We start from the raw sequence: 25909 nt of genomic DNA on the forward strand, positions 1-25909 counted from the left end.
TTCGGACCAAAAACAAGGAGAGCAAGGTTGTCAGAGGCAAGACGCCCTTCGCTGGCAGATCAGGTTTACGACCAACTGCTGGCCAAGATCATCGAGGAGGAGTACCCGGTGCACAGCCGGTTGCCCACCGAAGAGGCGTTGGCACAGAGTTTTGGCGTCTCGCGGCCCATCGTGCGCGGGGCGCTGTCACGGCTGCGTGACGACGGTATCGTGCAATCGCGGCGCGGTTCGGGCAGCTATGTGTTGCGCCGTCCTGACCGCCAACTGATCAGTTTCGTGCCACTGGACTCGGTGTCGGACGTCCAGCGCTGCTACGAGTTCCGTATCGATGTCGAAGGCGCGGCTGCCGCCTGGGCCGCACGGCGGCGCGACGATGACGACCTGGCCGCGATGGATGAAGCCTATCGGCTGATGGAGCAGACCTACCAGCAGAACGCGCTTGGCGTTGATGCCGATCAGCAACTGCATCTGGCGGTGGCGCGTGCGTCGAAAAACCCGTTCTTTTCCTCGGTTCTGGAATCGCTGAGCGAGCAAATCGCCTTTGGGGTCAAGCTGTCGCGGTCGCTGACCCTGCTCGATACGCCCGATCGACAGGAACTGGTGCTGGCAGAGCACCGGGCGGTCCTTGACGCGATCCGTTTGAAGCAACCCGAGGTCGCAAAAGCCACGATGCGCCACCACATCACAGCGGCAAAGGACCGGATGTTCGTAGGCACGCAGGAGAGCTGATGCCCGCGCGCGTCACCTGATCAAGGTGAATGCGGTGTTTTTGTACCGCGGGCCAAGCGGAGATCGGCACGCTTTGCGTGTATGCATCCCTTGGTCTGCCGCCGATTAACGTTGCTCCGTCAGGCCCTGAGGATGCCGCATAGCGTTTCGTACAAGCGCATTTGGCATGGTGGGCACCTTGGCGGGCACGTTCACGGAAACCGAATTTGAAAACTCATAGTCAATAGTTGCTGGCGGATGTGATGCCGGCGCATAGGTCGATTTGGTCGGCAAGCTGGGCAGGGTCGAGGAGCAGCGCATTCATCGCCACCGGTTTGAAAGCGATCAGCGCGCGATGCGCGTCTCCGGTGGCTGGACCATGGTGCTGGCGCGCAGGCGGGTGGCGGCATGAAAGGCCGCGTCAGGCTCGATGGATTGGCGCAGTTCCATCATGTTCAACAGGCGCTCATCCTCGATGGTCGGTTCCGGTTCCTGATCCGCGTGGTCGACGCATTCGCACCAAGGAAGGCGCGGGGGGCGAAGGGGGGGGCCCTAAAAAAGGATGCCAATACGCGACGCGTTGCGCCCCTGCGACGGCTTTGTGCCACCAGATGAAGCCGCCTGCCAAACGGATCGGCGGGCTCCATGTTTTGTGCCATTTCGCTAGCGAGGTTTGACGGGATTGTTCTCAACGCAGGCCGCCCATCCAGCGGAGGGCGTCAGGGTAGTGGACGGCGGTATTTAGTCGAGATGATGCGACGTAGCGGGTCATGGTGCCTGTCATATCTGTTCCCTACCAGGGCTGGTTCCGATGATTTGGCCGCGGGCTGGTCGTGGTTCGGACCAGCCCGCAATTACTTTGTTTCCATTCCCGTCGCAGGGCTTGATGCCAGAATTCAGTTCATGGTCCATGGCTGGGCAGCTCAAAAGTTGGACCAAGCCGTGTCGTTGGCGGCAAGGCGCCCCTCTGCCGGAGCTGTCCAATCCGTATTGTCATGCTCTGCGGGCAGGCTGGCCCAGGAACCGGCAGGCTCGTGGTCTTCTGCCTTGCCAGAATGGGCCGTTGCACGCTGCGCGTGAGTTCCGGGCGTCGACTTGTCGTTTGCGGGACGCGGTCCGCCAAGGAATGCCGAAATCAGGTCCGAGGCGCGGTCGGTCTGGATGGTCAGCTTTTCACAGGTTGCGTTGATCTCAACCACCATGGCGGCGTTTTGCTGTGTCACGGTATCAAGCTCGGAAACGCCGGTGTTGATTTCCTGAACGCCGGTCGCCTGTTCCTGCGCTGCGGTCGCGATTTCCGAAACAAGGTCTGCCGTCTTGCCAGAGCTTTCCACGATCGAATTGAACGTTCCGTTTGTTTCCTCCATCAGGCGCGAGCCTTGTTCGACCTGTTCGGCGCTTCGGGTGACCAGCTCCTTGATTTCGCGAGCGGATTCGGATGCGCGTTGGGCCAGTGTCCGCACCTCGGAGGCGACGACGGCAAAGCCTTTGCCAGCTTCACCTGCGCGCGCGGCCTCGACCCCTGCGTTCAGCGCCAGCAGGTTGGTCTGAAAGGCGATGTCGTCGATCACCGAGATGATGCTGCTGATCTCGTCCGAAGACGAGGTGATGCTGGACATGGCCTCCATCGCGCGCTGCATCACGCCCGAGCCGGTTTCTGCGCGGTGCCGCCCGTCGATGGCCATTTCGCTTGCGGTCTTTGCACGTTCAGCGGCCATTTTGACCGAGTTCGAGATCTCTTCGAGCGCGGCGGCGCTTTCCTCAAGGGTCGCGGCCTGATTTTCGGCCCGGCGAGACATGTCACCGGACATGGCCTGCAAATCCATCGCGCCTTCCCGGACGGCTGCCACGCTGGCTTTGACCTGTCCTGTCAATTCATCGAAGGCATGGGCCAGCTCGTTGAAATTCTCGCACAGATTGGTGGCGCCGTCGCCCAGTTCGGACCATGCGTTCGTCTCCATTCGGGTCTGAACATTCCCCTGTTTCAAGGCGTCCATCGACTTTCGCATCGCTTCGAACAGCGACTGACGTTCGCGGTCCAGCCGTTCGGCGGCTTCCTGTTCCGCCTTGTTTTCGATCAGCTGCGTGCGGAAGGCATCGACGCTGCGTGCGACGGCACCGATCCCATCCGGGCGGTCCGTGTGCGGGACAAGCGTGTTGTACTCTCCTTCGCGAATTGACCGAACCGCCCCGGACAGCCCGCCGATGGGCGCAAGCATGAAACGCAAGGCAAAGATCGTCATCGCCAGAAAGCCGGCAAGGCTGAGCGCGGCAATCGACAGGCCGGACCAAAGCATTCCGCTGATAGAGGCGCTTAGCGCGGCTTCGGACACGCCGACATACAGGATGCCAAGCGGTGCGCCCGAAGTGTTCTGTACGGGGACGTAGATCGTCAGGTAGTCCTTGCCAAGGATCGTCGCCTTGCCGCGATAGACCTCGGCGCGCATCATGTATTGGTACACCGGGTTTTCGCGCCCAAGCACCGTGCCAACGGCGCGTGCCCCGTCTGGCTTGATGATGTTGGTGCTGCGCCGCACATAGTCTTTCTGGGTTTCATCCCAAACGAAAACGGTGGCGGTTTCGCCGGAAATCTCTCCGACCGTGTCGATCAGGCTGTGGTCATCGAAGGCGGCAATGGCGGGTGCCGTCGCGCCGAGAATCTGGCCATCTGGCGCCTTCTTGACCACGATTTCCTGTTTCGTGGCCATCTCATTGGCCAGAATGTTGATCGACATGTTCTGCTTGTTGGCCGCAGCCTCCAGCAGGGCGCTTTTGCTTTGATTGAACAGCGGTACAAACAGCGCCGCCGTCAGCAGGCACAGCATAACGGATACGCCGAATCCAATCTGGAACCCCAAGCGGCTGAAGAGCTTTCGCACGGTCATCTCCCATGTTGCGTCTTCGCCGAAATTTGCCCACGCGGGTAAACCAACTTTTAATTTCAGCGGCCTAGGTCATTCAAAGTATCGAAAATTGACCGGTCCGGGATTTGCGGCACCTGTGACAAGGGGGCGCCGTGCCGCTCAGGGGGCGTTGCCTGTTGGCACCCCTTGGGTCAGCCCGCCAAGGCCGCTGGTGGCCTGAAGGACGATCTGCGTCAGCTTCCTGCGGCTTACGAAGCTGGGGATGCTCTTGCAGCAGAGCGAAAGGTTGCTGGCGGGCAGGTCGATGCCTGTTTCGATCTCTTCCAGGGCGGCAAGCGCGGGGTCTATCCAGCTTGGATAAACGTAGAGGGTGCCTATGGTCGCGGGCATTTCCAATGCGCCAAGGATGGCCTCGCGGTTGTCGGTTACGATCATGTCCACTGGCCATGCACGCCGCCCGCGCAGGTGCTTTTCGACCGATTTGTAGACATCGGACCATTTCCGAAAGGTGACCAGAGTATAGGTGTTCAGCTGTTTCTCGGTCACCTTCCGCCCGTCGACCACGCCCTTTTGTGCGAACCAGCGTGGCGTCAGGTCGACAAGGGGCACGACGTAGATATCGCTTTCGGTGCTGCCCAGAGACATGATGCAGAAATCCAGCGCGCCGCGGTTCATCTTGTCCAGCAGGGCCGGGCTTGGCCCGATTTCAAAGTCGATCTGAACGTTCGAGAATTCCTTTTTCAACTCGGCCGAGATGCGCGGAATGATGGCCGAGGCACAGCTGCTGTGGGTGCCGATGCGAAAGACGTGCTGCACGCCCCTGCGAACTGTCGACCGGGTGTCTGAAATCTGCCCGGAGGCTTCCACGATCTGTTCGGCGAAGGGGAGGATCTCGATCGCCCGCTGCGTCAGGCGCAGCGGTTGCCGCGTCCGCAGCAACAGCTTGCTGCCGACCTCTTTTTCCAGCGCGGCGACCCGGGCCGATACGGTCGGTTGGGAGATGTTCAACTGACGGGCCGCCGCGCTGAAGCTGCCAAGGGCGGCGGTTGCAATGAATGCCTCTAAGTGAATGATATTCAATGTTTATCTCCCCTGTTAAAGGGAACGTTAAACTCAGTATGAAGATTTCTCAATGCCGCTTGCACGGTCTGTGGCCTACAGATGGCTCTTACAAGCCCACGACAGTCGAAAAGAGGTTACCGATGGCACAGATCAATATGTCCCAGCGGGGCGGGGTGCGGATCATCGAGATCGACAACCCTCAAAAGCGTAATGCTGTCACACATGTCATGGCGCGTGACCTGTTGCGAAAACTCAAGGATGCGGATGCCGATCCGGCCACACGCGCCGTGGTTGTCACCGGGAAAGGCGGTCTGGCGTTCAGCAGCGGTCACGACCTGAACGAGGCGTCAATGTTCGACGAAGAAGGGGACGGGGATCTGGCCTTTGACCATCCCGAAAGGATGAAAACGCCTGTCATAGCGGCAATTTCCGGTCATTGCCACGCCGCCGGCCTGATGTTGGCGCTGTCGTGCGATATCCGCATCGCTGATCCATCGGCGCGGTTTCGGCAACCCGGCGCGGCCTTTGGAATGATCCCGCTGGGCGGGCAGGTGGCAAAGCTGTCGCGGATGCTGCCACCCGGGCGGGCCAAGATCTTTTTGCTGGCGACGCCGCTGATCGACGGAGAGACGGCGACCAGATGGGGAATGGTCGATGAACTGGTCGAAGGCGGCGGTTATCTGGACCGTGCGCTGCAAGTGGCCGAAGCGATTGCGGCGAACTCTCCTCGATCCATTGCCTGTCTCAAGGAAGGAATCGACAGCCTGCCTTTCATGGACGCACAGGCGCAGGTCAGTTGGGAGCAGGAGACCTCGGATTTTCTGCTGACCCTGCCGGATGCCAAAGAGGGAGCGGCTGCCGCGCGGGAAAAGCGTAAACCCGAATTTCCCGATCTGTAGGGCCGTTTGGACAATGGGTGCGTTAAGCGTATAGCTACTAAGCTTATGTAAAAAAACATGAAAAACGACAATCATGAGGTTTTTCAATGAGTATATTTAAATAATCAAGTGGTCAGGTGCCGGCAGTATTGGCTACCCATTTCTCAAGGAAACAAATGAAAACAGGGTGAGTTGATGGCTGCTCAAGCGTTACGAGATCTGAAGATTCTGGATCTGACCCGTGTCATTGCCGGAGCGTCGGGAACACAGTTCCTGTCCGATTTCGGCGCGACGGTCTGGAAGGTCGAAGACCGCGCCGGGGATGAAACCCGCACCTACCGCAAGGACGGCGCAGCGATGTTCAATCGCAGCAAGCAGGCGCTTGTGGTGGACTACTCGGATCCTCGGGGACAGGCGATCATCAAGGGGCTGGCCGCACGGGCCGACATCGCGGCGGAAAACAGCCGCCCCGGCGGTTTGAAGAAGCACAACCTGCATTTCGGCGACCTTGTGGAAGAGTTCCCACGGTTGATCGCGGTGTCGGTATCGGGCTTTGGTCAGACGGGTCCCTGGGCGGATGCCCTTGGATATGACATGGTGGTGCAGGCCACCACGGGGCAGATGTATACCAGCGGTGTGCCGGGCGATCCGCCCATCCGCCTTGGTGTGTTTATCAATGATCTGATGGCGGGCATGGGGGCGGCCACCGCCATCATGATCGCCCTGCACGAACGGCAATTGTCCGGTCGGGGCCAGTGGATCGACCTGTCTCTCTATGATTTCGGCCTGTATTCGCTGGCGACAACGGCGGATGAGTTCATGAATTTCGGAGTTCCGGTCATTCGCGGCGGGGCCGGGCATCCCTTCAAGGTTCCGGTACAACCCTTCGACGCACAGGACGGGCCGATCATGATCGCGGTTGGAAACGATGGCCAGTTTCAGCGTATGTGCAAGGCGATGGAGCTGCACGATCTCGCCAAGGACGGACGGTTCATCAAGAATGACGACCGCCGGGCCAACCTTGCCGAGTTGGAAAAGATCCTGTCCGCCGAATTCATCAAGAAGCCGGTGCAATACTGGATGGATCTGTTCATCCCCAGCAAGGTGCCTGCCGGTCCGCTGAATGACGTGGGCGGGATGATGACCAATGCCCAGACCCGCGCGCGGGCCATGGTCGTGGATACCGAGACCGAGTTCGGGTCCACCACCAAGGTCATGGGAAATCCGTTGCAACATTTCAGCCGCACACCACCCCAGATGAAGCGTCCGCCGCGCCACGGGGAACACACCCGGCAGATCCTGCGCGAGGAACTGGCGATGCTGGATGGTGACATCGACGCCCTGATCGCCGCTGACGTGATCATGGCAGAGGATACACGGCAGATGGCTGTGGGCGCCGAATAGCCGCAGGGGGTCTGACGGCTTGCGTCGGTGAAACAAGAACAAAGACAGCAAAGCTCAACCAACAGGGAAGAGATCATGGCACATCACGATGACGAGACGACCGACGCTGTAAACTGGAAAACGATCAACCAGCATGACCGAGACATGGTGCAGGTTGCGTTGAAAACCGGGGCCAACCGACGGCAGGTCATGGGATGGCTGATGGCCGCGGGCATGACGGTCGGTGCGGCGGGGGCGGTTGTCGGGTCGGCGCAGCGCGTGTTGGCGGATACCCCCAAACGCGGCGGCACCTTGCGCTTTGCATGGGATGTCCATGGCCCCGGTGACACGCTGGACCCGAATGCGATGTTTACCTCGCTGGACTTTGCCCGGGGACGCATGACCTACAATAACCTTGTGCGCATGCAAGAAGACCTGACCGTCGGACCTGAGCTTGCGACGGAATGGGCGCCCAACAAGGATGCAACCGAATGGACATTCAAGCTGCGTCAGGGGGTCGAGTTTCACGACGGATCGCTGATGACGGCGGATGATGTAATCTATTCGATGAACCGGCATCTAGGCCAAGACACCACGTCGCGAGCGAAATCTCAGGTTTCGGACGTCAAGGAGTGGGTCAAGGTCGACAATGAAACCGTCAAGGCCGTGTTGACCGGCCCGAACGCAGAATTGCCGATCATCCTTGGCATGTTCCATTTCAAGGTCATCAAGGACGGCACCACAGAGTTCCAGACAGCCATCGGCACGGGGCCCTACCAGCTTCGGGAATTCAGCCCGGGCGTTCGCGCGATCCATGTGCGCAACGACAACTACTGGAATTCGGATGTCTCCGGTCCCTACATGGATCGGATCGAGTCCTTTGCCATCACGGATGCCGTGGCAAGAACCAATGCGCTGATTGCCGGCGATATTCACATGATGGGCAGCCTCAACGCCAACGCGATCGGCCAGATCGAGGCTTCGGGCAATGCCTCGGTCTTTACGGTGCCCTCGGGCAAGCTGCCCGAAATCTGCATCGCAACCGACCGAGACCCCGGCAACAACCCTGATTTCGTGATGGGGATGAAGCTGTTGCAGCGGCGCGACCGGGTGCTGAACGTGGTTCAGAAGGGGATCGGCACGCTTGCCAACGACCAGCCCATCGGGCCGGCTTATGGCGAAGGCTGGTGCAGCGAGGTCAATGATCCGGCCCGCGACTATGATCCGGAACAGGCCAGGTTCTACCTTGACCGCTCTGGCGTAACGGGCGCGGAATTGCATGTCGCCGAGGTGGTGACAGGCATTTCCGACATATCTTTGATCCTGCAACGCGAAGCGCAGAAGATCGGTTTTGACCTGCGGATCAAGAAGGTGCCCAACGACGGCTATTGGGGCGCGGTCTGGGGCAAGACGCCGATGTTTGTTTCGGGCTGGAACATGCGCCCGTCGGCCAGCATCCAACTGGGCCTGTCCCACCATTCCGCCGGTTGGAACCCGACCAAGTTCAAGAACGAGCGTTTCGACTCGTTGCTGGACATGGTGCGCGGCGAGGTCGACGCGAGCAAACGCAAGGAGATGCTTTGCGAGGCGCAAAAGCTGGTCGCGGAAGAGGCGGGATCGCTGATCCCCACGCATGTGGCCTATCTGGATGCGCTGGCCTCCGACCTGCGTGGCCTGCCGCGCGTCCCGCTTGCAGGGTTTGGCGGCATGGAATGGCCAGAGTTTATCTGGCGCGACGCCTAGGCGCTGCTGCTGCGAGACGGGTAAACCGGATATGGTCCAATCTCCCCGTGGTCCATACCCAAGGCTCTGGGACCGGCTCCTCTTCTCAGGCGGGTCCCAGAGCCCCAAGATGAAAAGGGACGCCAAAAAATGATAGCCAGTATGATCCTGAAGCGCTTTCTGGGCGGCGTCCTGATGATTTTTGTCATCTCCATCCTGATATTCGTATTGACCCAGATCCTGCCCGGCGATGCAGCTGAAATCCGGCTGGGCCAGAATGCAACGCCTGACTCCCTTCAGGCCCTGCGCGAGGAACTGGGGCTGGACCGTCCTCTGCTGTCCCAATACGTCGCCTGGCTGGGCAACCTGCTGACAGGCGATCTGGGCGTGTCCAACGCAGGTGGGGCGACCATCACGCAACTGATTGGTGACCGTCTGGGCAATACGCTTTTTCTGGCCACGATCGTCACGCTGATCGCCGTTCCCCTGTCCCTTGTTCTGGGGTTTGTCGCGGCGATATACGCGGGGCAGGCAACGGATCGGGTAATCACCTTTACAACGCTGTGCCTGATTTCGGTGCCTGACTTCTTTGTCGCGGTGATCCTGATCCTGCTGCTGGCGGTCTGGCTGGGTCTGGTGCCCGCGGTGTCCTTCCTCAGTGGCAGCGAAGGGTTCTGGGAAACGCTGCATGTTCTGGCCCTGCCCATCGGGACTCTGGTGGCGCTGATCTCGGCGCAGATGATCCGGATGACGCGGGCCGGGATCCTGAACGTGATGAACTCACCCTACATCGAGATGGCGATCCTCAAGGGCATCCCGCGTCGGCGTATCGTCATGCGGCATGCCTTTTTGAACGCCGTCGGTCCGGTGGCCAATATCATCGCGCTGAACCTGTCCTACCTGATCGGCGGCATCGTGATCGTCGAGACGATCTTTGCCTATCCGGGGCTGGCCAAGCTGATGGTTGACGGGGTGCGCACCCGCGACATTCCCTTGGTGCAAGCCTGCGCCATGATCTTTTGCACCAGCTACGTCTTGCTGATCCTTGCTGCCGACATCATCGCAATTCTCAACAACCCGCGTCTGAGGTTCCCGAAATGAACGTGTCCACCCCGAACAACGACGCGTTTGACGCCACGGGCGAGCTTCCGCAAATTCCCCCGAGACGGCGGTTGGAGCTGTCATGGATCGGCTGGGTGGCCACGGCCATTGTCGGGATCTGGATCGTGCTGGCGCTGGTCGGTCCTTGGATCGCGCCGTGGCATCAGGCCGATTTCATCGAGTATGACCAGAACGGGGAGGACATCCTCGACCCAAGCTTCATGCTGCCGAATGTGGCGATCCGGTCCTATCTTGGCACGGATTACCTTGGGCGGGATGTGCTGTCGCGCATTGTCTGGGGCGCGCGCACGACGATCGGGATTTCCTTTGCTGCCACCTTGCTGGCCTATGCCGTGGGGGTCACGCTTGGGATCGCGGCGGCTGTCTCGGGGCGATACGTGGACATGGCGCTAAGCCGCTTTTTTGACGCGGTTCTGGCCTTTCCGAACATCATGCTTGGCCTGATCGTGATCGCGGCATTTCAGTCTTCGATCCCGCTGCTGATCTTTTTGGGGGGATTTGTCTACTCGGCCTCGGTTTTCCGGATAGCGCGCGCCCTTGGGCAAGACATCATGGTGCAGGATTATGTCGAAGCCGCGCGCGCCCGTGGCGAAGGCCCTTGGTGGATCATCACGCGCGAAATCCTGCCAAATGCGATCATGCCCCTTGCCACGGATTTCGGTCTGCGGCTGGTTTATGTGATCCTCTTTGTGTCCAGTCTGAGTTTTCTTGGCCTCGGGGTGCAACCGCCCGACGCCGATTGGGGCAGCATGGTGCGTGAGAACATGCAGGGCCTGTCGCTTGGGATGGGAGGCGGTGCGCTTGCCTGTGTCGCACCCGCGCTGGCCATCGCCTCTCTGGCGATTTCCATCAACCTGATCGTGGACGATATCTCGGCGGCCTCGGGCGGGCGCCTGTCGGAGCGGATGAAATGACAACTGACAAGATCCTTGAAATCCGCGACCTTGCGATTGAAAGCCGCCCACGCAAGGGGGCTCCCGTCACGATCGTCCGGGACATCAATGTCGATGTGCGGCCCGGCGAGGTTGTCGCCCTTATCGGGGAATCCGGGTCGGGCAAGACGACGGTTGCCTTGTCTGCGCTGGGCTACACGCGCCCCGGGCTTCATTTCGCCAAGGGCCATGTCAAACTGCGCGGTCAGGACCTTGTCACCGCCAGCAACGAAGACCGCCGGATGCTGCGCGGAACCAACGTAGCCTATCTTGCGCAAAGCGCGGCGGCCACTTTCAATCCCGCGCTTAAGATCGGCGAACAGATCACCGAGACCGCCGTCCTGCATGGCACCATGACCCAGAACGAAGCGACCGCACGCGCCAATCATCTGTTCCGGGTCTTGGGCCTGCCGGATGCGGAGCGGATCGGCGAACGCTATCTGCACCAGTTTTCCGGCGGTCAGTTGCAAAGGTTGATGGCGGCAATGTCGATGGTGTCGCGGCCCTCGCTTCTGGTGCTGGATGAACCGACCACTGCTCTGGACGTGACCACGCAGATCGAAGTGCTGAAGGCGTTCAAGGACCTGATCCGCACCGAAAAGGCAGCGGCGCTATACGTGACCCATGACCTGTCGGTTGTGGCCCAGATCGCAGACCACATTGTTGTGATGTATCGCGGCCAGATCATGGAGCAGGGGCCGGTCAGCCAAATCATCAAGGCACCGGCACACAGCTATACAAAACGGCTTATGGCGGCGGTCGCTCCGGGTGTGGCCGGGGGGCACACCGCCCGCCCCACAACCAGCGCCGCGCCCGTTGTCGACGTGCGCAAAGTCAATGCCGGGTATGGCAGGGTCACTGACGGGACTCCGGCGGTTCCGGTCCTGAGCGATGTCAGCCTTTCGGTCGATCCGGGCCGTGGGATTGGCGTGATCGGTGAATCCGGATGCGGGAAATCGACGCTTGCACGTGTCATCGCCGGACTTCTTCCCTCGGCAAGCGGCGATGTCTGCCTTGATGGCGACCGGGTACAGCCGGGACTGGAACAGCGCAGCCGCCGCGATCTTCAGCGGGTGCAATTCGTCTTTCAGATGGCGGACACCGCGCTGAACCCAAGGCAAACCATTGGAGAGATCATCGGGCGGCCGCTTGGTTTTTTCCGCAATCTTAGCGGCAAGGCGCGCCGGGACGAGGTGGCGCGCATCCTCGAACTGGTCGAACTGCCAGCCGGTTTCGCCAATCGGTTGCCCGGCGAATTGTCCGGCGGGCAAAAGCAGCGCGTCAACCTTGCCCGCGCGCTGGCCGCAGAGCCGGAGGTCTTGATTTGCGACGAGGTCACAAGCGCCCTTGATGCGATTGTCGGCGACAATGTGGTGTCGTTGTTGAAGGCATTGCAGGAAAAGACCGGCGTTGCGATCATCTTCATCAGCCATGATCTGTCGACGGTCTCGTCCTTTGCCGATGACATCGTGGTGCTTTATGCCGGTCGCGTGGTGGAAAGGGGGTCGACGGCGCAGGTTCTGGCGGAGCCGAAACATCCCTACACGCAGCTTCTGATCGCGTCAGTGCCGGAAATGCGGATTGGATGGTTGGAAGAAACGATCCGGAACCAGACCGATGCCTCGGTTGGGGGTGCCGTCCAAATCGCGCAACAAGGCTGTTCTTTCTTTGCGCGGTGCAAGATTGCCGAAGCGGGACTTTGCGACCGGATCGCCCCAAAGCTGCAACCCGTCGAGCCAGGGCGTTTCGTGGAATGCCACAAGGTACAGGCGCCACAGGTGGCCGGTGGCTACAATCCCGCCAAGGGTCAAGCCTTGGGTGTCGCACCCTGACAGGATGCGTGGGTTGACAGCCAAGTGCAGAGCCGGACAGTCACGGGTGGCGCATGCGCCACCCGCACTGGACGTTCAGCGTCAGGCTGAAAACTCGAAGAAAACCGGCTGATGGTCCGAGCCTTGCGCCTCGGTATCGACCCATGCCTTGGAAACGCGCGCGGCAAGATCCCGGGTGACAAAGCAATAGTCGATGCGTTCGGCATAGGTGTCAAAGAAGATGGTCGGGCCTTCGTCTTCGGCGTGACCGGCGGCGACCCAGGCATCTGCAAATCCATGCGCTTCGTGCACCCGGCCAAACAGGCGCGACTGACCACCGACCATCAGGTCGTATTCGGCGCTGTCCGGGGCAAAGTTGCAATCCCCCATCAGGATGACCGGCGCGGGCATCGGCGGTTCAGGTCGTTCGAACCAGCCAGCGTCGAAAGGTCCACCCCAGCTTGCGCCGGCGCGCGGGCCGTCCAGCAGGATCTCTTTCGCAAGGGCGATTTGCGGCAGGCGGGTTGACGGACCGATGTGGTCAAAATGAACCGAGGCGCAGCGCAGCGCGCCCAGCGGGGTTTCGATCACCGCTTCGATCATGGCGCGGCGCGAATGCACCAGCCCGTGCAGCGCCACCTTTGGCAGGGGATGATTGGTCACGGACAGAAGGGGCCAGCGCGACAGGATCATGTTGCCGAACTGCCGGCGTTTGTTGATCACCCGCCCGTTCTGGACGACCGATACATCCGCGTCGATCCCCGGTCCGTAGGACCAGTACATATGCGGCATCCGTTCGGCGAGTTCCCTTGCCTGATCCAGATCACCGCTGCGTTCAACATGGGTTTCCACTTCTTGCAGGGCGATAAGGTCGGCGTCGCCCAGCTCGGCCACGATACGATCCAGATCGTAGCGGCCGTCTTTGCCCTTGGCATATTGGATGTTGTAGCTTGCACAGAGCATGAAAGCGTCCTTTTGATCAGTGGCTTGCGTGGTCAAGGCGGTCGCGCAGGCTGTCTCCGAGCAGGCTGATCGCGAGTGCGGTGAGGAAAATGGCCAAGGCGGGCAGGGCGGCAAGCCACCAGTGCAGCACCATGTGGCCACGGGATTCATTGAGCATCAGCCCCAAAGAGGTCATGGGCGGCTGGATGCCAAGCCCGACAAAGCTCAGCCCGGCTTCCAGCAAAATGGTCTCGGGCAGGTTGATGGTGAATTGCACCAAGATGGCCCCGGCGATGTTCGGCGCGAGGTGGATCAACGTCACCCGCCATTCGGCCAAACCCATGGCGCGGGCCGCCCGGGCGTATCCCCTTGTATTGGCGTCCAGGACCAGCCCCCGTGCCAGGCGGGCGTATCGCTCCCAGCCCTGAAACCCCAGCAGCAGGATGAACAGCGCAAGATTGTTGCCGAAAAAGGCGATGATCAGCAGCGCGAAAATCAGGAAGGGCAAAGCGGATTGCGCATCGACCAACGCCATCACGGCTTCTTCAAAGAGGCCGCCCCATTGCGCGGCAAGCACCCCAAGCAGCGTGCCCAGAACGGCCCCGATGACCGTGCCGGCCAGTGCGACAATGGCCGAGATGCGGATGGCATAGATCAGGCGCGACAGGACGTCCCGGCCAAGATGATCGGCGCCCAGCAGGTGATCGGAACTGCCGCCAAGGAAAACCGGGGGGGCGAGCCGGGACAAAAGATCCTGTTCTTCGTAGCCATAGGGGGCCAGCACCGGCGCAAACAGGGCCACCAGGCACATCGCGGCCAGCCAGCCAGTGGCCAGTTTCAGGCCAAACGGCCAGCGGCGCCTAGCGGCGGGAGAGGCGAAGCTGGGGGTTGAGGAGAACATATGTCAAATCCACGATAAAGTTGGCGGCGATCATGGTGCCCGCAAACAGCAGGACCAAAGCTTGCACCACGGCAAGATCCCGCGCCGTGATCGCATCAATCAGAAGTCGCCCGATCCCGGGCCATGCAAAGATCCATTCGACGATGATGGACCCGCCGACGAGGCCACCGGCGATAAAGCCCATGACCGTCACCAGCGGGATCGCGGCATTTGGCAGGATGTCGCGCAGGATCACCTGTCGCATCGGCCATCCCTGTGCCCGTGCGGCCAGAACATGCGGCAGCCCCATGACTTCCAGCGTGGCGGCGCGGGCATAGCGGGCCACGATCGCCGCATTGGCCGTGGCCAGTGTCAGCAGCGGCAGAACCAGATGCGCAGGGGTGCCATGCCCCGAGCTTGGCAAAAGGCGGTATTCCACCGCAAAGACCCAGATCAGCCCGACGCCCAGCACATAAGAGGGCATCGCATAGCTGGCCACGGCCAGCGACATGACCAGACGGTCCAGCCATTTCCCCTGCCGGAACGCGGCAAAGACACCGGCAGGCAGGCCGAACACCAGCATGAAGAGAAAGCTCAGCCCCATCAGCAGCAGCGTGTTGGGCAACCTTTCCGCGATGATCCCGGCCACGGGCCGACCGTCCGAATAGGAGGTGCCAAGCCGTCCGTGCAACAGCCCGTCGATATAGATGGCGTATTGCGACCACAGCGCCTGATCCAACCCCCAGAGCTTGCGGTAATAGTCGATGATCTCGGGCGGGGTCGTTTCCGGCGAGAACTGCGACAGGACCGGATCGCCGGTGATGCGCAGCACAAAGAACGTGACGGTGACAACGATCCACGCGGTGATGAGTGCGCGGATCAGACGGGTGATCAGCATCCGGGTCATTGTGCCATCACCTTGGCCCGGGCCGCTTGCGGCGTTGAGGGCAGAACGCCGGTCTGGTCGTGATGGCAGGCCACTTGCCGACCGTCCCGGGCGCGCGTCAGAACCGGCGGAGCCTCGCGGCACAGTTGTGTCGCGCGCGGGCAACGCGGGTGAAAACGGCAGCCCGAAGGCGGGGCCGAAATGTCGGGCGGCCCGCCGACAAGCGCCTTGCGGCGGCGGGGGGCGCCCGGATCGGGGCTGAGAAGCGCGCCGATCAATGCTTGGGAATAGGGATGGCGCGGATCGTGAAACACCTCGTCCGCCGTGCCCAGTTCCACGATCTGGCCAAGGTACATGACGGCGATCCGGTCGCTGATATAGCGCACCACCCGCAGGTCATGCGAAATAAAGACCCCGGTCAGCCCCAGTTGCCGCCGAAGGTCCGCCAGCAGGTTCAGCACCTGTGCCTGCACAGAAACATCGAGGGCGGAAACCGGCTCGTCAAAGACGGTAAAGACGGGTTCGACCGCCAGCGCCCGTGCCATCACCGCCCGTTGCCGCTGCCCACCGGACAATTGATGCGGATAGCGCTCTGCGTGATCGCGGCCAAGGCCCACGCGGGACAGCCATTCCCGGGCCTTCGCCTGCGGATCATCAGCCACACGATGTGTGCGGATGCCCTCGGCCACCTGATAGCCGATCGTCAGGCGTGGGTTCAGCGCTGACATGGGATCCTGAAACACGTATTGCAGCCGCGACCGTGACTTGCGGTAGGCCAACCGGTTGCGCGGCGCGGGATCGGTGCCGGCAACGGTGATCCGGCCTGCGCTGGGCCGGTCAAGCCCCGCCAGAAGCCGCGCCAGGGTGGACTTTCCGCAACCGGACTCTCCGACGATGCCCAGCATCTCGCCCTCGCTGACGCGGAACGAAAGGTCACTGAGGATCCGCAGCGGCGGCCGCCGGAACATCCATCCGCCGGCCGGAACCGACTGCGACAGATCCGCGACCTCGATCAGGGGCGGGGGCAAAAGGCGCATGGTCATGCAAACCCCATGTGGCAGAACACGTCATGAGCGCCGCGCCGATGTGGTTTGGGGCGCATCTGGCGGCAGGTTTCGGTAGTATGGGCGCAGCGGTCGGCCAGCGCGCAGGCGTTCCGCCCGGCGACGGCAAAGGCGGGGGCCTGCCCGGGCAGCGGGGCAAGCAGGGCCGCGCCATGTTCCGGCGGGATCGATCCCAGCAAAGCGCGGGTGTAAGGATGGGCGGGGGCTGCGAACAACTGTGCCACCGGGGCGCGTTCGACAATGCGGCCAGCGTACATGACGGCAACATCCTGCGCGGTTTCGGCGATCACCCCGAAATCATGGCTGACAATCAACAGGCCCATGTCCTGTTCCCGGCACAGGGACTTCAACAGGTCGAGGATGTCGGACTGGGTCGTTACGTCCAATGCTGTGGTTGGCTCGTCCGCGATCAGCAACGATGGCCGCCCGGCAAGCGCCCCCGCAATCAGCACCCGCTGGTTCTGGCCACCGGACAATTCATGCGGATAGCTCTTCATCCGGCGGGCGGCGCCGGGGATGCCCATGGCGTCCAGCAGGCGGATCGCCTCGGCTTCGGCAGCGCGGCCTGTCAGTCCGCGATGCAAGCGCAGAAGATCGGTCAGGAACCTCCCGACCCGGCGCATCGGGTTCAGCGCGGCAAACGGATCCTGAAACACCATGGCCGCATGTTTTCCGCGTGCGGCGGCGATTGCGTCTTGCTGCCCCTTGAAACGGACGCTGCCCGAAGTCCGGCACAGCGCGGGCGGCAAAAGGTCAAGTATGGCAAGGCAGGTCAGGCTTTTGCCGGACCCGCTTTCGCCCACGATGCCCATTGTCTGCCCCGGCATCAGCCGCAGCGACACGTCCGAAACCAGCGGCGGCTGATCGGCCCCCCTGGGTCCGATGGCCAGATCCGAGACCTCCAGCAACGGGGAAGAGGAGGCGGAGACCGCCTCCTCGATGTGCATGGACCCGGTCATCCAAAGCTCAGGTTGTTGGGGCGCAGTTCCATCCATTCGAAGGTCACGGGGCGCCAGTTGATGTCGGCCCGCACGCCATACAGTTCGTAGGGGCGATACAGCGGGAAACCCGGAGCTTCGTCGTCGAAAATGTCGAGCGCGCGCTGGAAGGCTGCCGTCCGCTCGGGACTGTCGGGCGATACCTTGATGGTTTCCAGAAGGCTGTTGAACTCTTCCGGTGCTTTCCAGCCATAGTTGGCCTGCACGTTCGAGGTCGGGCCCCAGTCGGTGGTCAGCGGGGCGACAGGATCGGGCAGCGGGAAGCCGTTCGACCAGTTGCGGCTCATCAGGCCTTCGCCCGTGACCTGTCCCCAGTTTTCCATGATGACCAGTTCGACGTTCAGCCCGGCCTCTTGCCACCACTGCTGCATGACCTGCGCGGCGGCGACAGAGTTCACGTAGTAATCGTTGAGCGTGCGGAAGGTGATCGTTTCACCGGTATAGCCCGCCTCGGACAGCAGTTGTTTCGCGGTTTCGATATGCTGGCCATAGGCCGGGCGGTTCGCGTCATAGGCCATCCCCTGCGAAGGGATCTGGAACCCGTTGGTGACGCCGGCCATTCCTTTCCACAAGGCGGTGTTCAGGGCGTCGCGGTCGACGCAGAGCGACATTGCCTTTCGGATACGCTTGTCCGCCAGGATGTTGTCGACCTGATTGTGAACGATCAGATGGGTGTTCTCGATGGTGGCGCCGCGCGCGTCGACGTTGTCATAGCGGTCCAACAGGGCAATATCGTCCGGCGACAGCGCGCAGGCGAAATCATATTCGCCCGAAATCAGGCCGGCCGCGCGGGTCGACGCTTCGGGAACGACCACGAAGGTAATGGTGCGGGCGGTGGGGCGACCACGGTAGTAGTCATCGTTGGCTTCCAGAACGATCCGGTCTCCGCGGATGAATTCCTTCAGCTTGTAAGGGCCGGTGCCGATGGGGGCCGCGCCGAACCCGTCCAGACCCATGTCGCGGAATGGACCTTCGGGAACGACCCAGCCAATCCACGAGGCAAGGCGCTTTTCCAGCGCATAGTCGGGACCGGCGGTGACGAAATCGACGGTGCGGTCGTCGCGGGCCGTGACCTCGACCAGATCGGGACGGAAATAGGCCGCCCGCGGGGTCATCGGTTCGGCGCCGAACATGCGGTCTTCGCCAAACGAGAACGCCACGTCCCGGGCGGTCAGGCGTTCGCCGTTGTGAAACAGAACGTCGTCGCGGATGGTGGCGCGCACGCGGTTCGGGCCCAGACGCTCGATCCCGGTGGCGATGGCGGGCTGGATCTGGGTGCCGCTGCCGTCTGCGTTGCCAAGATAGTCACGGTACATCAGCGTGTCGAACATGGCGTTGACGACGCGCAGGCCAACGTTCGAAATCGCCTGGATCGGTTCGAAATTGTCGACAAGGGCCTGAACGGCGATGGTCACATCGGGGCGGCCTGATTGTGCCAGGGCGGGCATTCCAAGCGATGCGCTGGCGGCAAGGGCGGTGCCGCCGGCCAGAAACTGGCGGCGGTTGGGAAGCAGAAGGCGGGTCATCGGGGTCTCCGGTTGCGGCAAGGGCCCGAGCAGGCAGCAAGCGCGCGAAGGAGTTTCGCGGCACCGGGCCTGTTCGTGCCGCCGAGATGCACCGCCGTTCATGACAATTGGATAACATCTGTGGCCGGGTGGACCGGGGTTAATGAAAGCTTCACTCACAGTCACTAACTGTGCGGTAGTGTGAGGACGCAGGAGCAGGATTTGTCAGACGATCCCGATGGGTTTGCCGCCGCCTCCCGGCTCAGGCGGATGTCGTGGCGCGATTGCCTTGGCCATTTCCGGCAGGAGATTCGCGAGGGGCGCGTCGCCCCGGGCAGTCGTTTGCCCTCGCTGGCCGAAATCGAAACACAGTTCGGGCTGACACGGTTCGGTGCCCGCCGCGTCGTCGAAGCCCTGCGCGCCGAGGGACTGGCCCACAGTTGGCACGGGCGTGGAACCTATGTGGCCGATCGCCCGATGCGTTTTCGGGTCGGGCCGACAACCCGGTTCAGCACGAATGTCAGCCGTGATGGCCGTTCCGGGCGGGTCGACATCCTTGATCACGGTATTCGCCGCGCACCGGGTGAAGTTGCGGCGCGCCTGGGGATCGCGGTCGGTACAGCCGTGCCATTTGCGTTGTTGCTGGGCCATATCGAGGATCGCCCGGCGGTTCTGGGACAGCATAGCTTTGCCCCTGATCTGCCGGACACCTTGTTGGATGCCTTGGTCCGAAGCGGAGGCAGCGTCAGTCAAGCTCTTGCCGACGCCGGGTTTTCCGGTTTTCACCGTCAGAATACACTGTTCGAGGCACGGCTGCCCACCCGGCATGAGGCTCTGACACTGGATATTCCGCCGTCACAGCCGGTCATGGTGACCACGGCGCTGAACGTCAGCAGCGAGGACGGGCGCATCCTTGAATTGTCGCGTGCTGTGGCCCGTGCCGATCTTGTCGCCTTCGAGGTGCCGACAGCGGCGGCGTGACCGGTCGCAACAACGGCCCGGCTTGTGCAGCCGTCAGTCCGCGTGGCGATACATGTCCGCCGAGCGTTCAAGGTGGCGTTGCATGGCCTGTTTGGCCCGCTCGGGGTCGCGGGCCTCGATGGCGTCAATGATATCCTGATGTTCGCGCAGGGTGGTCTCTTCGTTGCCGGTCCAGCGCAAAAGGTGTCTGTGATAGGCCGAGAGCCAGTTCAGCATGGCTTCGCTCAACGCGACATAGATCGGATTGCCCGAGATTTCCGCGATCTGGATGTGAAAATCTATGTCGGCATAGATAAAGGCCTGCGCGTCGTCGCCGCCCAGCTTTCCCCGCTGAAAGGCCACCGACTCGCGCAGGGCGGCGATATCCGTTTCGGTGGCCCTGCGGGCGGCGGTTTCCACCATGCCGATTTCGAACCGGGTGCGCGCCTCCTTGAGGTGTTCAAGATATTCGGGCGAACCCGAGATCAGCAGGCGCGCGACCGTATCCATGCTGCGCACGGCGGTTTCGGCAGCGATTTCATTGATCCGCGCGCGTCCGCCTTGTGACACAGAGATCAGACCGGCGTCGTTCAGGCGTTGCATGGCCTCGCGCACCGCAGGGCGCCCGACGCCGAATTCCGCCATCAACTCGCGTTCCGACGGCATCTGCGATCCCGGTGCCAGCACGCCCGAGGCGATACGCTCTTGCAGCCGTTCCAGCACCTGGTCCGACAGTTTCTGGCGAACGATCTTGTCCTGCGCTTGGGCCGGTCGTGCGGGCGTGTCCATCAAGGTCCCCTGATTCAGGTGATGCGGCGAATGCTCTCGGCGATTTCGTCGGGTTCGAACACCTTTAGCCAATCTTCCCGCAGGATGCGAGGATAGCCGTTCACGATGGCCTTGTTGCAGGCATCCGAAAAGACGCCGTCGATTTCTTCCATGATGACTGCGCCGAGGATGGTCATATGTCCCATCAGAAAGTCCCGCGCCGCAACCTTGTCGACGCCCCGGCGGACAACCTCGTCCATGGCGTCCTTCATCGCGACCAGAAGGGTGGCGCAGACGGTTTCCGACAATCCGGGTTCCAGCAGGGCCATCTGTTCGACGGTCACCCGATGCGACCGCAGGATCGGCTGGTAGATCGTTTTGGCAATGTCCTCGCCAAGGGCGAAATGCTCTTCGGGGCCTTGCATCAGCGCACTGACGATGGATTGCCGCGCGGCGATACCCCCGAAATAGTCGCGACGGGCGGCCTCTTCGGTTTCATCGTTGAAGATCGGCGGGTGGCAGGGGTGTGTGACAAAATAGCTGATGTCGGCCCGGTCGGGCAGATGCCCGGCGGCGGGCGCCGCAGCGTCAAGGATCACCACGACGGTCCCCGGTGCAAGGTCCCCGATCAGGCCGCTGGCGACTTTGCCGATCAGGGTATCGGGCACCGCAAGGATCACGGCCTGCGCACCGTCCAGGGCGCGGGCCTGATCCACACAGTCGACGCCGACCGCCTCCTTCAGGCGCGCGCGTCCGGCTTCGCTGACTTCGACATGGGCTACGTCGTAATCCGATTTGGCAAGGTTGAGCGACAGCCGAACCCCCATTTTGCCGCCAGCGCCGATCAATGCGATTTTCATGGTCCGTCTCCGCCAAGGAAAGGTTGATTTCCGCCTCAATATCACCTTATCAACTTGTATGACAAGATGATAAGTTTTGAGGGGCACATGGTGCGCATCACTGCCGATTATGAAGTCGAAAGCCCGGTCCCGCTGGAACAGGTCGCAGCGGTCATCGCCGGAGAGCAATCTTCGGGCACGTTCCTGCGCCTGCCGGGTGAGACCGACGACCTGCGCGCACGATCCGGCGCCATCGTCGAAAGCGTGATCCTTGACGAGGTGCGGGCAGATCCGTCCTTGCCCTGCCGCCTGTCAAGCGAGCGGTTCGAACGCGGCCGCATCCGGCTGTCATGGCCAATCGAGACCATGGGGCCGTCTTTGCCAAACCTCTTGGCGACGGTCGCGGGCAACCTTTTTGAGCTGGCCGAAGTGTCCGGGCTGCGGCTGCTGGATCTCGGGTTGCCTCCTGCCTTTGCCAAGGCGAACCCCGGTCCGGCTTTTGGTGCCGCCGGAACACTGCGCCTGTGTGGCCGCGACAGCGGTCCGTTGATCGGCACCATTATCAAGCCCAGCGTCGGGCTTTCGCCGGGGCAGACCGCCGATCTTGTGGCCGAACTGGCCGACGGGGGAATCGACTTTATCAAGGATGACGAGTTGCAGGCGAACGGTCCGGCCTGTCCGCTGAAAGACCGCGTGACAGAGGTCATGCGGGTGGTCAACGCCCATGCGGACCGAACCGGGCGCAAAGTCATGGTGGCTTTCAACATTACGGGGGACATGGACGAAATGCGTTGGGGCCATGACCTGGTCCGCGATGCCGGGGGCACCTGTGTCATGGTCTCGATGCACTGCATCGGACTGGCCGGGATGTTGGCGTTGCGCCGCCACAGCGAGTTGCCAATCCATGCCCATCGGGCGGGATGGGGGCTGTTCGGGCGCTCGCCCGACATCGGCATCAGCTATACGGCTTGGCAAAAGATCTGGCGGCTGGCGGGGGCCGACCATCTGCACGTGAACGGGCTGAGCAACAAGTTTTCCGAAAGCGACGAGAGCGTCACCGCCTCGGCCCGCGCGGTGCGGGCCCCGTTGTTCGATGACGGACCGGCGATGCAGGCAATGCCGGTGTTTTCCTCCGGCCAGACCGCGCTACAGGTGCCGGCTACGCTTGCGGCGGCTGGAACGGATGAGGTGCTTATCTGCGCCGGGGGCGGCATCATCGGGCATCCAGGCGGCGTGGGCGGTGGCGTGGACAGCATGCGCCAAGCGGCAGAGGCGGCCGCGCAAGGCATCCCGCTGACCGATTTCGCCCGGGATCACCAGGCGTTGGCTGGCGCACTGGATGCGTTTGGCGGGCGGATCGCCTGATGCCAGAGCTCAGCTACTACGGTGACGATTTCACCGGATCGACTGACGTGATGGAGGCGCTGACCGGCAACGGTGTCCCGACCGTCCTGTTCACGCGCCTGCCGTCCACGGCGCAGCGCGCCCGCTTTCCCGAGACGCGCGCCATCGGCCTTGCGGGGGAAAGCCGCAGCCGTTCGCCCGACTGGATGGACCGCCACCTGCCGCAGGTCTTTGACTGGCTGCAATCGCTGGGCGCGCGCCATTGCCACTACAAGACCTGTTCCACCTTTGACAGCGGGCCGGGGATCGGCTCGATCGGGCGGGCGGCAGAGATCGGGTTGCGCGCCTTTGGACAACGGCACGCGCATGTGGTTGTGGGGGCACCGCAATTGCGCCGCTACACGATGTTCGGGACACTGTTTGCCAGTTTTCAGGAGGAGGTTCACCGCATCGACCGGCATCCGGTCATGGCGCGGCACCCGGCAACCCCGATGGCCGAGGCCGACCTGCGCCGCCATCTGGCGGGGCAGACGGATCTCCCGATGGGTGTCATCGGCCCCGAGATCGAACGCCAGCCCTCCGGGATCGCGGCGCTGCGCCGGTCGCGGGCGGCCGGGGATCGGCTGACGCTTCTGGATGTGTATGACGCCGCCGCGCAGGCGCGGGTCGGGGCCTTGATCGAAGAGGCGCTGGCGGAAACCGGCCCTTTCATCATTGGATCGTCGGGTGTGGAATATGCACTGATCCGGGCGTGGCAGGCGGCGGGCCAAATCCCGGAACCGGAAGGAACCCGGCCATTGGAGCGCCAAGAGGTGATCGCCGTTGTGTCAGGCAGTTGTTCACCGACCACCGAAAGGCAAATCCGTCACGCCTGTCTGGCCGGTTTTCGCGGCATCGCCGTGGATTATGCCGCGCTGGCCTATGGGCAGGGTGCAGAGGCCGCGTTGGATGCGGCCTTTGACAGTGCGTCGCAGGCCCTGCGCAACGGGCAAAGCCCGATCATGTACACCGCGCTGGGCGCACCCGACGCAAACGCACCCGAAGCGGCGAATAATCGGGTGGGGCAGGGGCTTGGCAGGTTGCTGGACAGGGTGATGACAGACTTTGAACTGCCGCGGGTCGGTGTGGCGGGGGGCGATACCTCCAGCCACGCGCTGTCGATCCTTGACACATACGCCCTTACGCTCAGGCGGCCATTGCCGGATACGCCGGGGTCGCCTGTCTGTCTTGCCCATCGCGAAGGAAAGCCCGGTTTCGAGATCGCCCTGAAGGGCGGGCAGGTCGGGGCCGACGCCTATTTCGTCACCCTGCGCGACGGGCTGTGACACCGCAAAAAGCGGGCCGGAGTGGACCCGGCCCGCCCTTGCCTCAGCCGAGGTGATGTACCTCTTGCAAGCCGTAGACCGGGGTCGGCAGACCCTCCATCCGGGCCTTGATCTGCAAGGAGAGATACTGTGAATAATGCCGCGACTGGTGCAGGTTGCCGCCGTGGAACCACAGAGCCTCTTGCTGGGTCGGCTTCCACATGTTGCGCTGTTCTCCTTCCCACGGACCCGGATCCTTGGTCGTGTCCGAGCCAAGCCCCCAGCATTTTCCGACGCGGTCGGCCATCTCTTGCCCGGCAAGGTCCGCGATCCACCCGTTCATCGAGTTGTAGCCCGTCGCATATACGATCAGGTCGGCGTCCAGATGGGTGCCATCGTCGAGGTTGACGCCGGTTTCATCGACGCTGACCACCTGACCACGCTTCAGCTTGATCTCGCCGTCGATGATCAGCTGGCTGGCACCGATGTCGATGTAATACCCCGATCCGCGCCGCAGGTATTTCATGAACAGGCCCGATCCGTCGTCGCCCCAGTCCAGCCAGAAGCCCGCTTTTTCCAGCCCCTCGTAAAAGGCCGCATCGCGTTTCTTCATCTCTTCATAGGCCGGGATCTGGAATTCATGCAGGATCCGGTAGGGCAGCGAGGCAAAGATCAGGTCCGCCTTTTCTGTGGTCACGCCATTGGCGACCGCCTCTTCGGAGTAGAGCGCGCCCAGCCCCACCTCCATCAGCGTGTCCGAGCGCACGATATGTGTCGAGGACCGCTGCACCATGGTTACGTCTGCGTCATGTTCCCAAAGCGCGGCACAGATGTCATGCGCCGAGTTGTTGGATCCGACGACGACCACCTTCTTGCCGGTCCATTGATCCGGGCCTTCATGTTCCGAGGAATGCTGTTGCACGCCCTTGAACTTGTCCATACCGGGGAAGTCCGGCATCCGTTTCTTGCCGGACATGCCCGTGGCCATGATCAGCTGTTTCGGCTTCAGCACCACTTCTTCGCCGTCGCGATCCACGACAACCGTCCATTCCTTGGCCGCGTCGTCCCAGGTGGCGGATTTCGCCGTGGTGCGGGACCAGTAGTTCAGCTCCATCACCTTGGTGTACATTTCCAACCAGTCGCCGATCTTGTCCTTGGGGGCAAAGACGGGCCAGTTTTCGGGGAACTTGATGTAGGGCAGGTGATCGTACCACACCGGGTCATGCAGGCAGAGCGACTTGTACCGCTTGCGCCAGCTGTCGCCGGGGCGATCGTTGCGTTCCACGATGATGGTCGGCACGCCCAGTTGCCGCAGGCGCGCGCCCATGGCGATGCCGCCCTGTCCGCCACCGATGATCAGGCAATAGGGCTGGGTCGCATAGCCCAGCTCGGCCTCTTCCTTCTCGCGTTCTTCCTTCCATGTGGTGCGGTTCTTGCCCGCGCCATGTTTCGCGCCCAAAGGCCGGTTAAAGCCCTTGGGCTCTTCATGGCCCTTCAGTTCGACCATGGTCGTCAGCAGCGTCCAGATCTTGCCCTCTTTCAGGCGGATCAATCCATAGCCCCGGGCCAGTTCGGTTTCGAATTCGATCCATGCGGTGGTCACGCCGCCGTCTTCGGTTGGCAGTTCCCCCTCGGCGATCTTCCAGCCGAACGGCTTGGTGGTGGCCAGTTGATGACGCAACATGTCGGCCACCTGATCCTTGCCTTCGACCGTCTTGAGGTTCCAGGTAAAGGTCACGAGGTCGCGCCAATAACAATCGTCCTGAAACAGCGCGGTGGCGGCTTCGATGTCGCCGTGTTCCAGTGCCGCGCCGAAACTGTCCAGAAAGGTCTGGGTCTGGTTCGCGATGGTTGTGTCGAGCATAGTTCTCCTCCCATTGCCCAAAGTGATTGCAGCAGTCTGGGAGAGAGTGGGCCGTTCGATCCAGTTCCGGCGT

21 protein-coding genes are annotated in these 25909 nt (G+C 62.2%); 10 read left to right on the forward strand and 11 right to left on the reverse strand.

What is annotated here, in order from left to right; genetic code table 11:
* Positions 1-27 precede the first annotated feature (27 nt).
* Positions 28-729 carry a FadR/GntR family transcriptional regulator gene (locus KJP30_RS21940; RefSeq protein WP_218451519.1) on the forward strand — a complete coding sequence of 234 codons (702 nt, stop codon included), beginning with the start codon at positions 28-30 and terminating at the stop codon, positions 727-729.
* 902 nt (positions 730-1631) lie between these two features.
* Here KJP30_RS21940 and KJP30_RS25135 read toward each other — a convergent pair.
* Both KJP30_RS25135 and KJP30_RS21950 read right to left on the reverse strand, forming a co-directional pair.
* Entirely contained in the window at positions 1632-3587 is a 1956-nt protein-coding gene (locus tag KJP30_RS25135) for a methyl-accepting chemotaxis protein (protein ID WP_218451520.1), read from the reverse strand.
* Between the two features lie 144 nt (positions 3588-3731).
* On the reverse strand, positions 3732-4652 hold the full coding sequence (locus KJP30_RS21950; RefSeq protein WP_218451521.1) for a LysR family transcriptional regulator: 921 nt from the start codon (positions 4650-4652) through the stop codon (positions 3732-3734).
* A gap of 122 nt (positions 4653-4774) precedes the next feature.
* On the opposite strand from KJP30_RS21950, the gene KJP30_RS21955 reads away from it, so the two are divergent.
* The 6 genes from KJP30_RS21955 to KJP30_RS21980 all read left to right on the forward strand — a co-directional run bounded on the left by KJP30_RS21955 (position 4775) and on the right by KJP30_RS21980 (position 12503).
* Entirely contained in the window at positions 4775-5533 is a 759-nt protein-coding gene (locus KJP30_RS21955; RefSeq protein WP_218451522.1) for an enoyl-CoA hydratase/isomerase family protein, read from the forward strand.
* Between the two features lie 174 nt (positions 5534-5707).
* Complete coding sequence (locus KJP30_RS21960; RefSeq protein WP_218451523.1) at positions 5708-6916, forward strand: CaiB/BaiF CoA transferase family protein; 1209 nt, start codon at positions 5708-5710, stop codon at positions 6914-6916.
* A gap of 75 nt (positions 6917-6991) precedes the next feature.
* Positions 6992-8638, forward strand: coding sequence for an ABC transporter substrate-binding protein (locus tag KJP30_RS21965; protein WP_218451524.1), 1647 nt, complete (start codon positions 6992-6994; stop codon positions 8636-8638).
* A 141-nt stretch (positions 8639-8779) separates the two neighbouring features.
* Positions 8780-9718, forward strand: coding sequence for an ABC transporter permease (locus tag KJP30_RS21970; protein ID WP_246594696.1), 939 nt, complete (start codon positions 8780-8782; stop codon positions 9716-9718).
* Complete coding sequence (locus tag KJP30_RS21975; protein WP_218451526.1) at positions 9715-10653, forward strand: ABC transporter permease; 939 nt, start codon at positions 9715-9717, stop codon at positions 10651-10653. The genes KJP30_RS21970 and KJP30_RS21975 overlap by 4 nt, the downstream gene beginning before the upstream one ends.
* Positions 10650-12503 carry an ABC transporter ATP-binding protein gene (locus KJP30_RS21980; protein WP_218451527.1) on the forward strand — a complete coding sequence of 618 codons (1854 nt, stop codon included), beginning with the start codon at positions 10650-10652 and terminating at the stop codon, positions 12501-12503. The genes KJP30_RS21975 and KJP30_RS21980 overlap by 4 nt, the downstream gene beginning before the upstream one ends.
* An 81-nt stretch (positions 12504-12584) precedes the next feature.
* Here the strand turns inward: KJP30_RS21980 and KJP30_RS21985 are convergent, their stop codons facing one another.
* The 6 genes from KJP30_RS21985 to KJP30_RS22010 are packed head-to-tail and all read right to left on the reverse strand — an operon-like array spanning position 12585 to position 18778.
* Complete coding sequence (locus KJP30_RS21985; RefSeq protein WP_218451528.1) at positions 12585-13445, reverse strand: endonuclease/exonuclease/phosphatase family protein; 861 nt, start codon at positions 13443-13445, stop codon at positions 12585-12587.
* A 16-nt stretch (positions 13446-13461) separates the two neighbouring features.
* Complete coding sequence (locus KJP30_RS21990) at positions 13462-14325, reverse strand: ABC transporter permease (protein WP_218451529.1); 864 nt, start codon at positions 14323-14325, stop codon at positions 13462-13464.
* The gene (locus tag KJP30_RS21995) at positions 14285-15211 is read right to left on the reverse strand and encodes an ABC transporter permease (protein ID WP_218451530.1); all 927 of its coding nucleotides are present in this window, start codon (positions 15209-15211) and stop codon (positions 14285-14287) included. Before KJP30_RS21995 ends, KJP30_RS21990 begins: the two co-directional genes overlap by 41 nt.
* A complete protein-coding gene (locus KJP30_RS22000) occupies positions 15208-16233 on the reverse strand; it encodes an ABC transporter ATP-binding protein (RefSeq protein WP_218451531.1) in 1026 nt (341 codons plus the stop codon). The genes KJP30_RS21995 and KJP30_RS22000 overlap by 4 nt, the downstream gene beginning before the upstream one ends.
* On the reverse strand, positions 16230-17213 hold the full coding sequence (locus KJP30_RS22005) for an ABC transporter ATP-binding protein (RefSeq protein WP_218451532.1): 984 nt from the start codon (positions 17211-17213) through the stop codon (positions 16230-16232). Before KJP30_RS22005 ends, KJP30_RS22000 begins: the two co-directional genes overlap by 4 nt.
* A complete protein-coding gene (locus KJP30_RS22010) occupies positions 17210-18778 on the reverse strand; it encodes an ABC transporter substrate-binding protein (protein ID WP_218451533.1) in 1569 nt (522 codons plus the stop codon). Before KJP30_RS22010 ends, KJP30_RS22005 begins: the two co-directional genes overlap by 4 nt.
* A 201-nt stretch (positions 18779-18979) precedes the next feature.
* On the opposite strand from KJP30_RS22010, the gene KJP30_RS22015 reads away from it, so the two are divergent.
* Entirely contained in the window at positions 18980-19738 is a 759-nt protein-coding gene (locus KJP30_RS22015) for a GntR family transcriptional regulator (RefSeq protein ID WP_218451534.1), read from the forward strand.
* Positions 19739-19771: 33 nt separating this feature from the next.
* Here KJP30_RS22015 and nanR read toward each other — a convergent pair whose 3' ends face one another.
* Positions 19772-20506 carry a transcriptional regulator NanR gene (gene nanR, locus KJP30_RS22020; RefSeq protein ID WP_218451535.1) on the reverse strand — a complete coding sequence of 245 codons (735 nt, stop codon included), beginning with the start codon at positions 20504-20506 and terminating at the stop codon, positions 19772-19774.
* 14 nt (positions 20507-20520) lie between these two features.
* Complete coding sequence (locus KJP30_RS22025) at positions 20521-21345, reverse strand: phosphogluconate dehydrogenase C-terminal domain-containing protein (protein ID WP_218451536.1); 825 nt, start codon at positions 21343-21345, stop codon at positions 20521-20523.
* A gap of 87 nt (positions 21346-21432) precedes the next feature.
* On the opposite strand from KJP30_RS22025, the gene KJP30_RS22030 reads away from it, so the two are divergent.
* Together KJP30_RS22030 and KJP30_RS22035 are read left to right on the forward strand one after the other, a co-directional pair.
* Entirely contained in the window at positions 21433-22689 is a 1257-nt protein-coding gene (locus tag KJP30_RS22030; RefSeq protein WP_218451537.1) for a ribulose-bisphosphate carboxylase large subunit family protein, read from the forward strand.
* A complete protein-coding gene (locus tag KJP30_RS22035; RefSeq protein WP_218451538.1) occupies positions 22689-23993 on the forward strand; it encodes a four-carbon acid sugar kinase family protein in 1305 nt (434 codons plus the stop codon). The genes KJP30_RS22030 and KJP30_RS22035 overlap by 1 nt, the downstream gene beginning before the upstream one ends.
* 43 nt (positions 23994-24036) lie before the next feature.
* Here the strand turns inward: KJP30_RS22035 and KJP30_RS22040 are convergent, their stop codons facing one another.
* Positions 24037-25836, reverse strand: a complete 1800-nt coding sequence (locus tag KJP30_RS22040; protein WP_218451539.1) for an NAD(P)/FAD-dependent oxidoreductase — start codon at positions 25834-25836, stop codon at positions 24037-24039.
* Between the last annotated feature and the right edge of the window lie 73 nt (positions 25837-25909).

Origin of the sequence: Antarctobacter sediminis (assembly GCF_019218285.1) — a bacterium.
Taxonomy (GTDB): domain Bacteria; phylum Pseudomonadota; class Alphaproteobacteria; order Rhodobacterales; family Rhodobacteraceae; genus Antarctobacter; species Antarctobacter sediminis.

Bases quoted from the DNA above. Each gene is read 5' to 3' on its own strand.
- KJP30_RS21990 (WP_218451529.1), bottom strand. From the start codon at position 14,325: ATGTTCTCCTCAACCCCCAGCTTCGCCTCTCCCGCCGCTAGGCGCCGC.
- KJP30_RS22030 (WP_218451537.1), top strand. From the start codon at position 21,433: ATGGTGCGCATCACTGCCGATTATGAAGTCGAAAGCCCGGTCCCGCTG.
- nanR (WP_218451535.1), bottom strand. From the start codon at position 20,506: ATGGACACGCCCGCACGACCGGCCCAAGCGCAGGACAAGATCGTTCGC.
- KJP30_RS21975 (WP_218451526.1), top strand. From the start codon at position 9,715: ATGAACGTGTCCACCCCGAACAACGACGCGTTTGACGCCACGGGCGAG.
- KJP30_RS21955 (WP_218451522.1), top strand. From the start codon at position 4,775: ATGGCACAGATCAATATGTCCCAGCGGGGCGGGGTGCGGATCATCGAG.
- KJP30_RS22000 (WP_218451531.1), bottom strand. From the start codon at position 16,233: ATGACCATGCGCCTTTTGCCCCCGCCCCTGATCGAGGTCGCGGATCTG.
- KJP30_RS22035 (WP_218451538.1), top strand. From the start codon at position 22,689: ATGCCAGAGCTCAGCTACTACGGTGACGATTTCACCGGATCGACTGAC.
- KJP30_RS21995 (WP_218451530.1), bottom strand. From the start codon at position 15,211: ATGACCCGGATGCTGATCACCCGTCTGATCCGCGCACTCATCACCGCG.
- KJP30_RS22005 (WP_218451532.1), bottom strand. From the start codon at position 17,213: ATGACCGGGTCCATGCACATCGAGGAGGCGGTCTCCGCCTCCTCTTCC.
- KJP30_RS21965 (WP_218451524.1), top strand. From the start codon at position 6,992: ATGGCACATCACGATGACGAGACGACCGACGCTGTAAACTGGAAAACG.
- KJP30_RS22040 (WP_218451539.1), bottom strand. From the start codon at position 25,836: ATGCTCGACACAACCATCGCGAACCAGACCCAGACCTTTCTGGACAGT.
- KJP30_RS22025 (WP_218451536.1), bottom strand. From the start codon at position 21,345: ATGAAAATCGCATTGATCGGCGCTGGCGGCAAAATGGGGGTTCGGCTG.
- KJP30_RS21960 (WP_218451523.1), top strand. From the start codon at position 5,708: ATGGCTGCTCAAGCGTTACGAGATCTGAAGATTCTGGATCTGACCCGT.
- KJP30_RS22010 (WP_218451533.1), bottom strand. From the start codon at position 18,778: ATGACCCGCCTTCTGCTTCCCAACCGCCGCCAGTTTCTGGCCGGCGGC.
- KJP30_RS21985 (WP_218451528.1), bottom strand. From the start codon at position 13,445: ATGCTCTGTGCAAGCTACAACATCCAATATGCCAAGGGCAAAGACGGC.
- KJP30_RS21970 (WP_246594696.1), top strand. From the start codon at position 8,780: ATGATCCTGAAGCGCTTTCTGGGCGGCGTCCTGATGATTTTTGTCATC.
- KJP30_RS21980 (WP_218451527.1), top strand. From the start codon at position 10,650: ATGACAACTGACAAGATCCTTGAAATCCGCGACCTTGCGATTGAAAGC.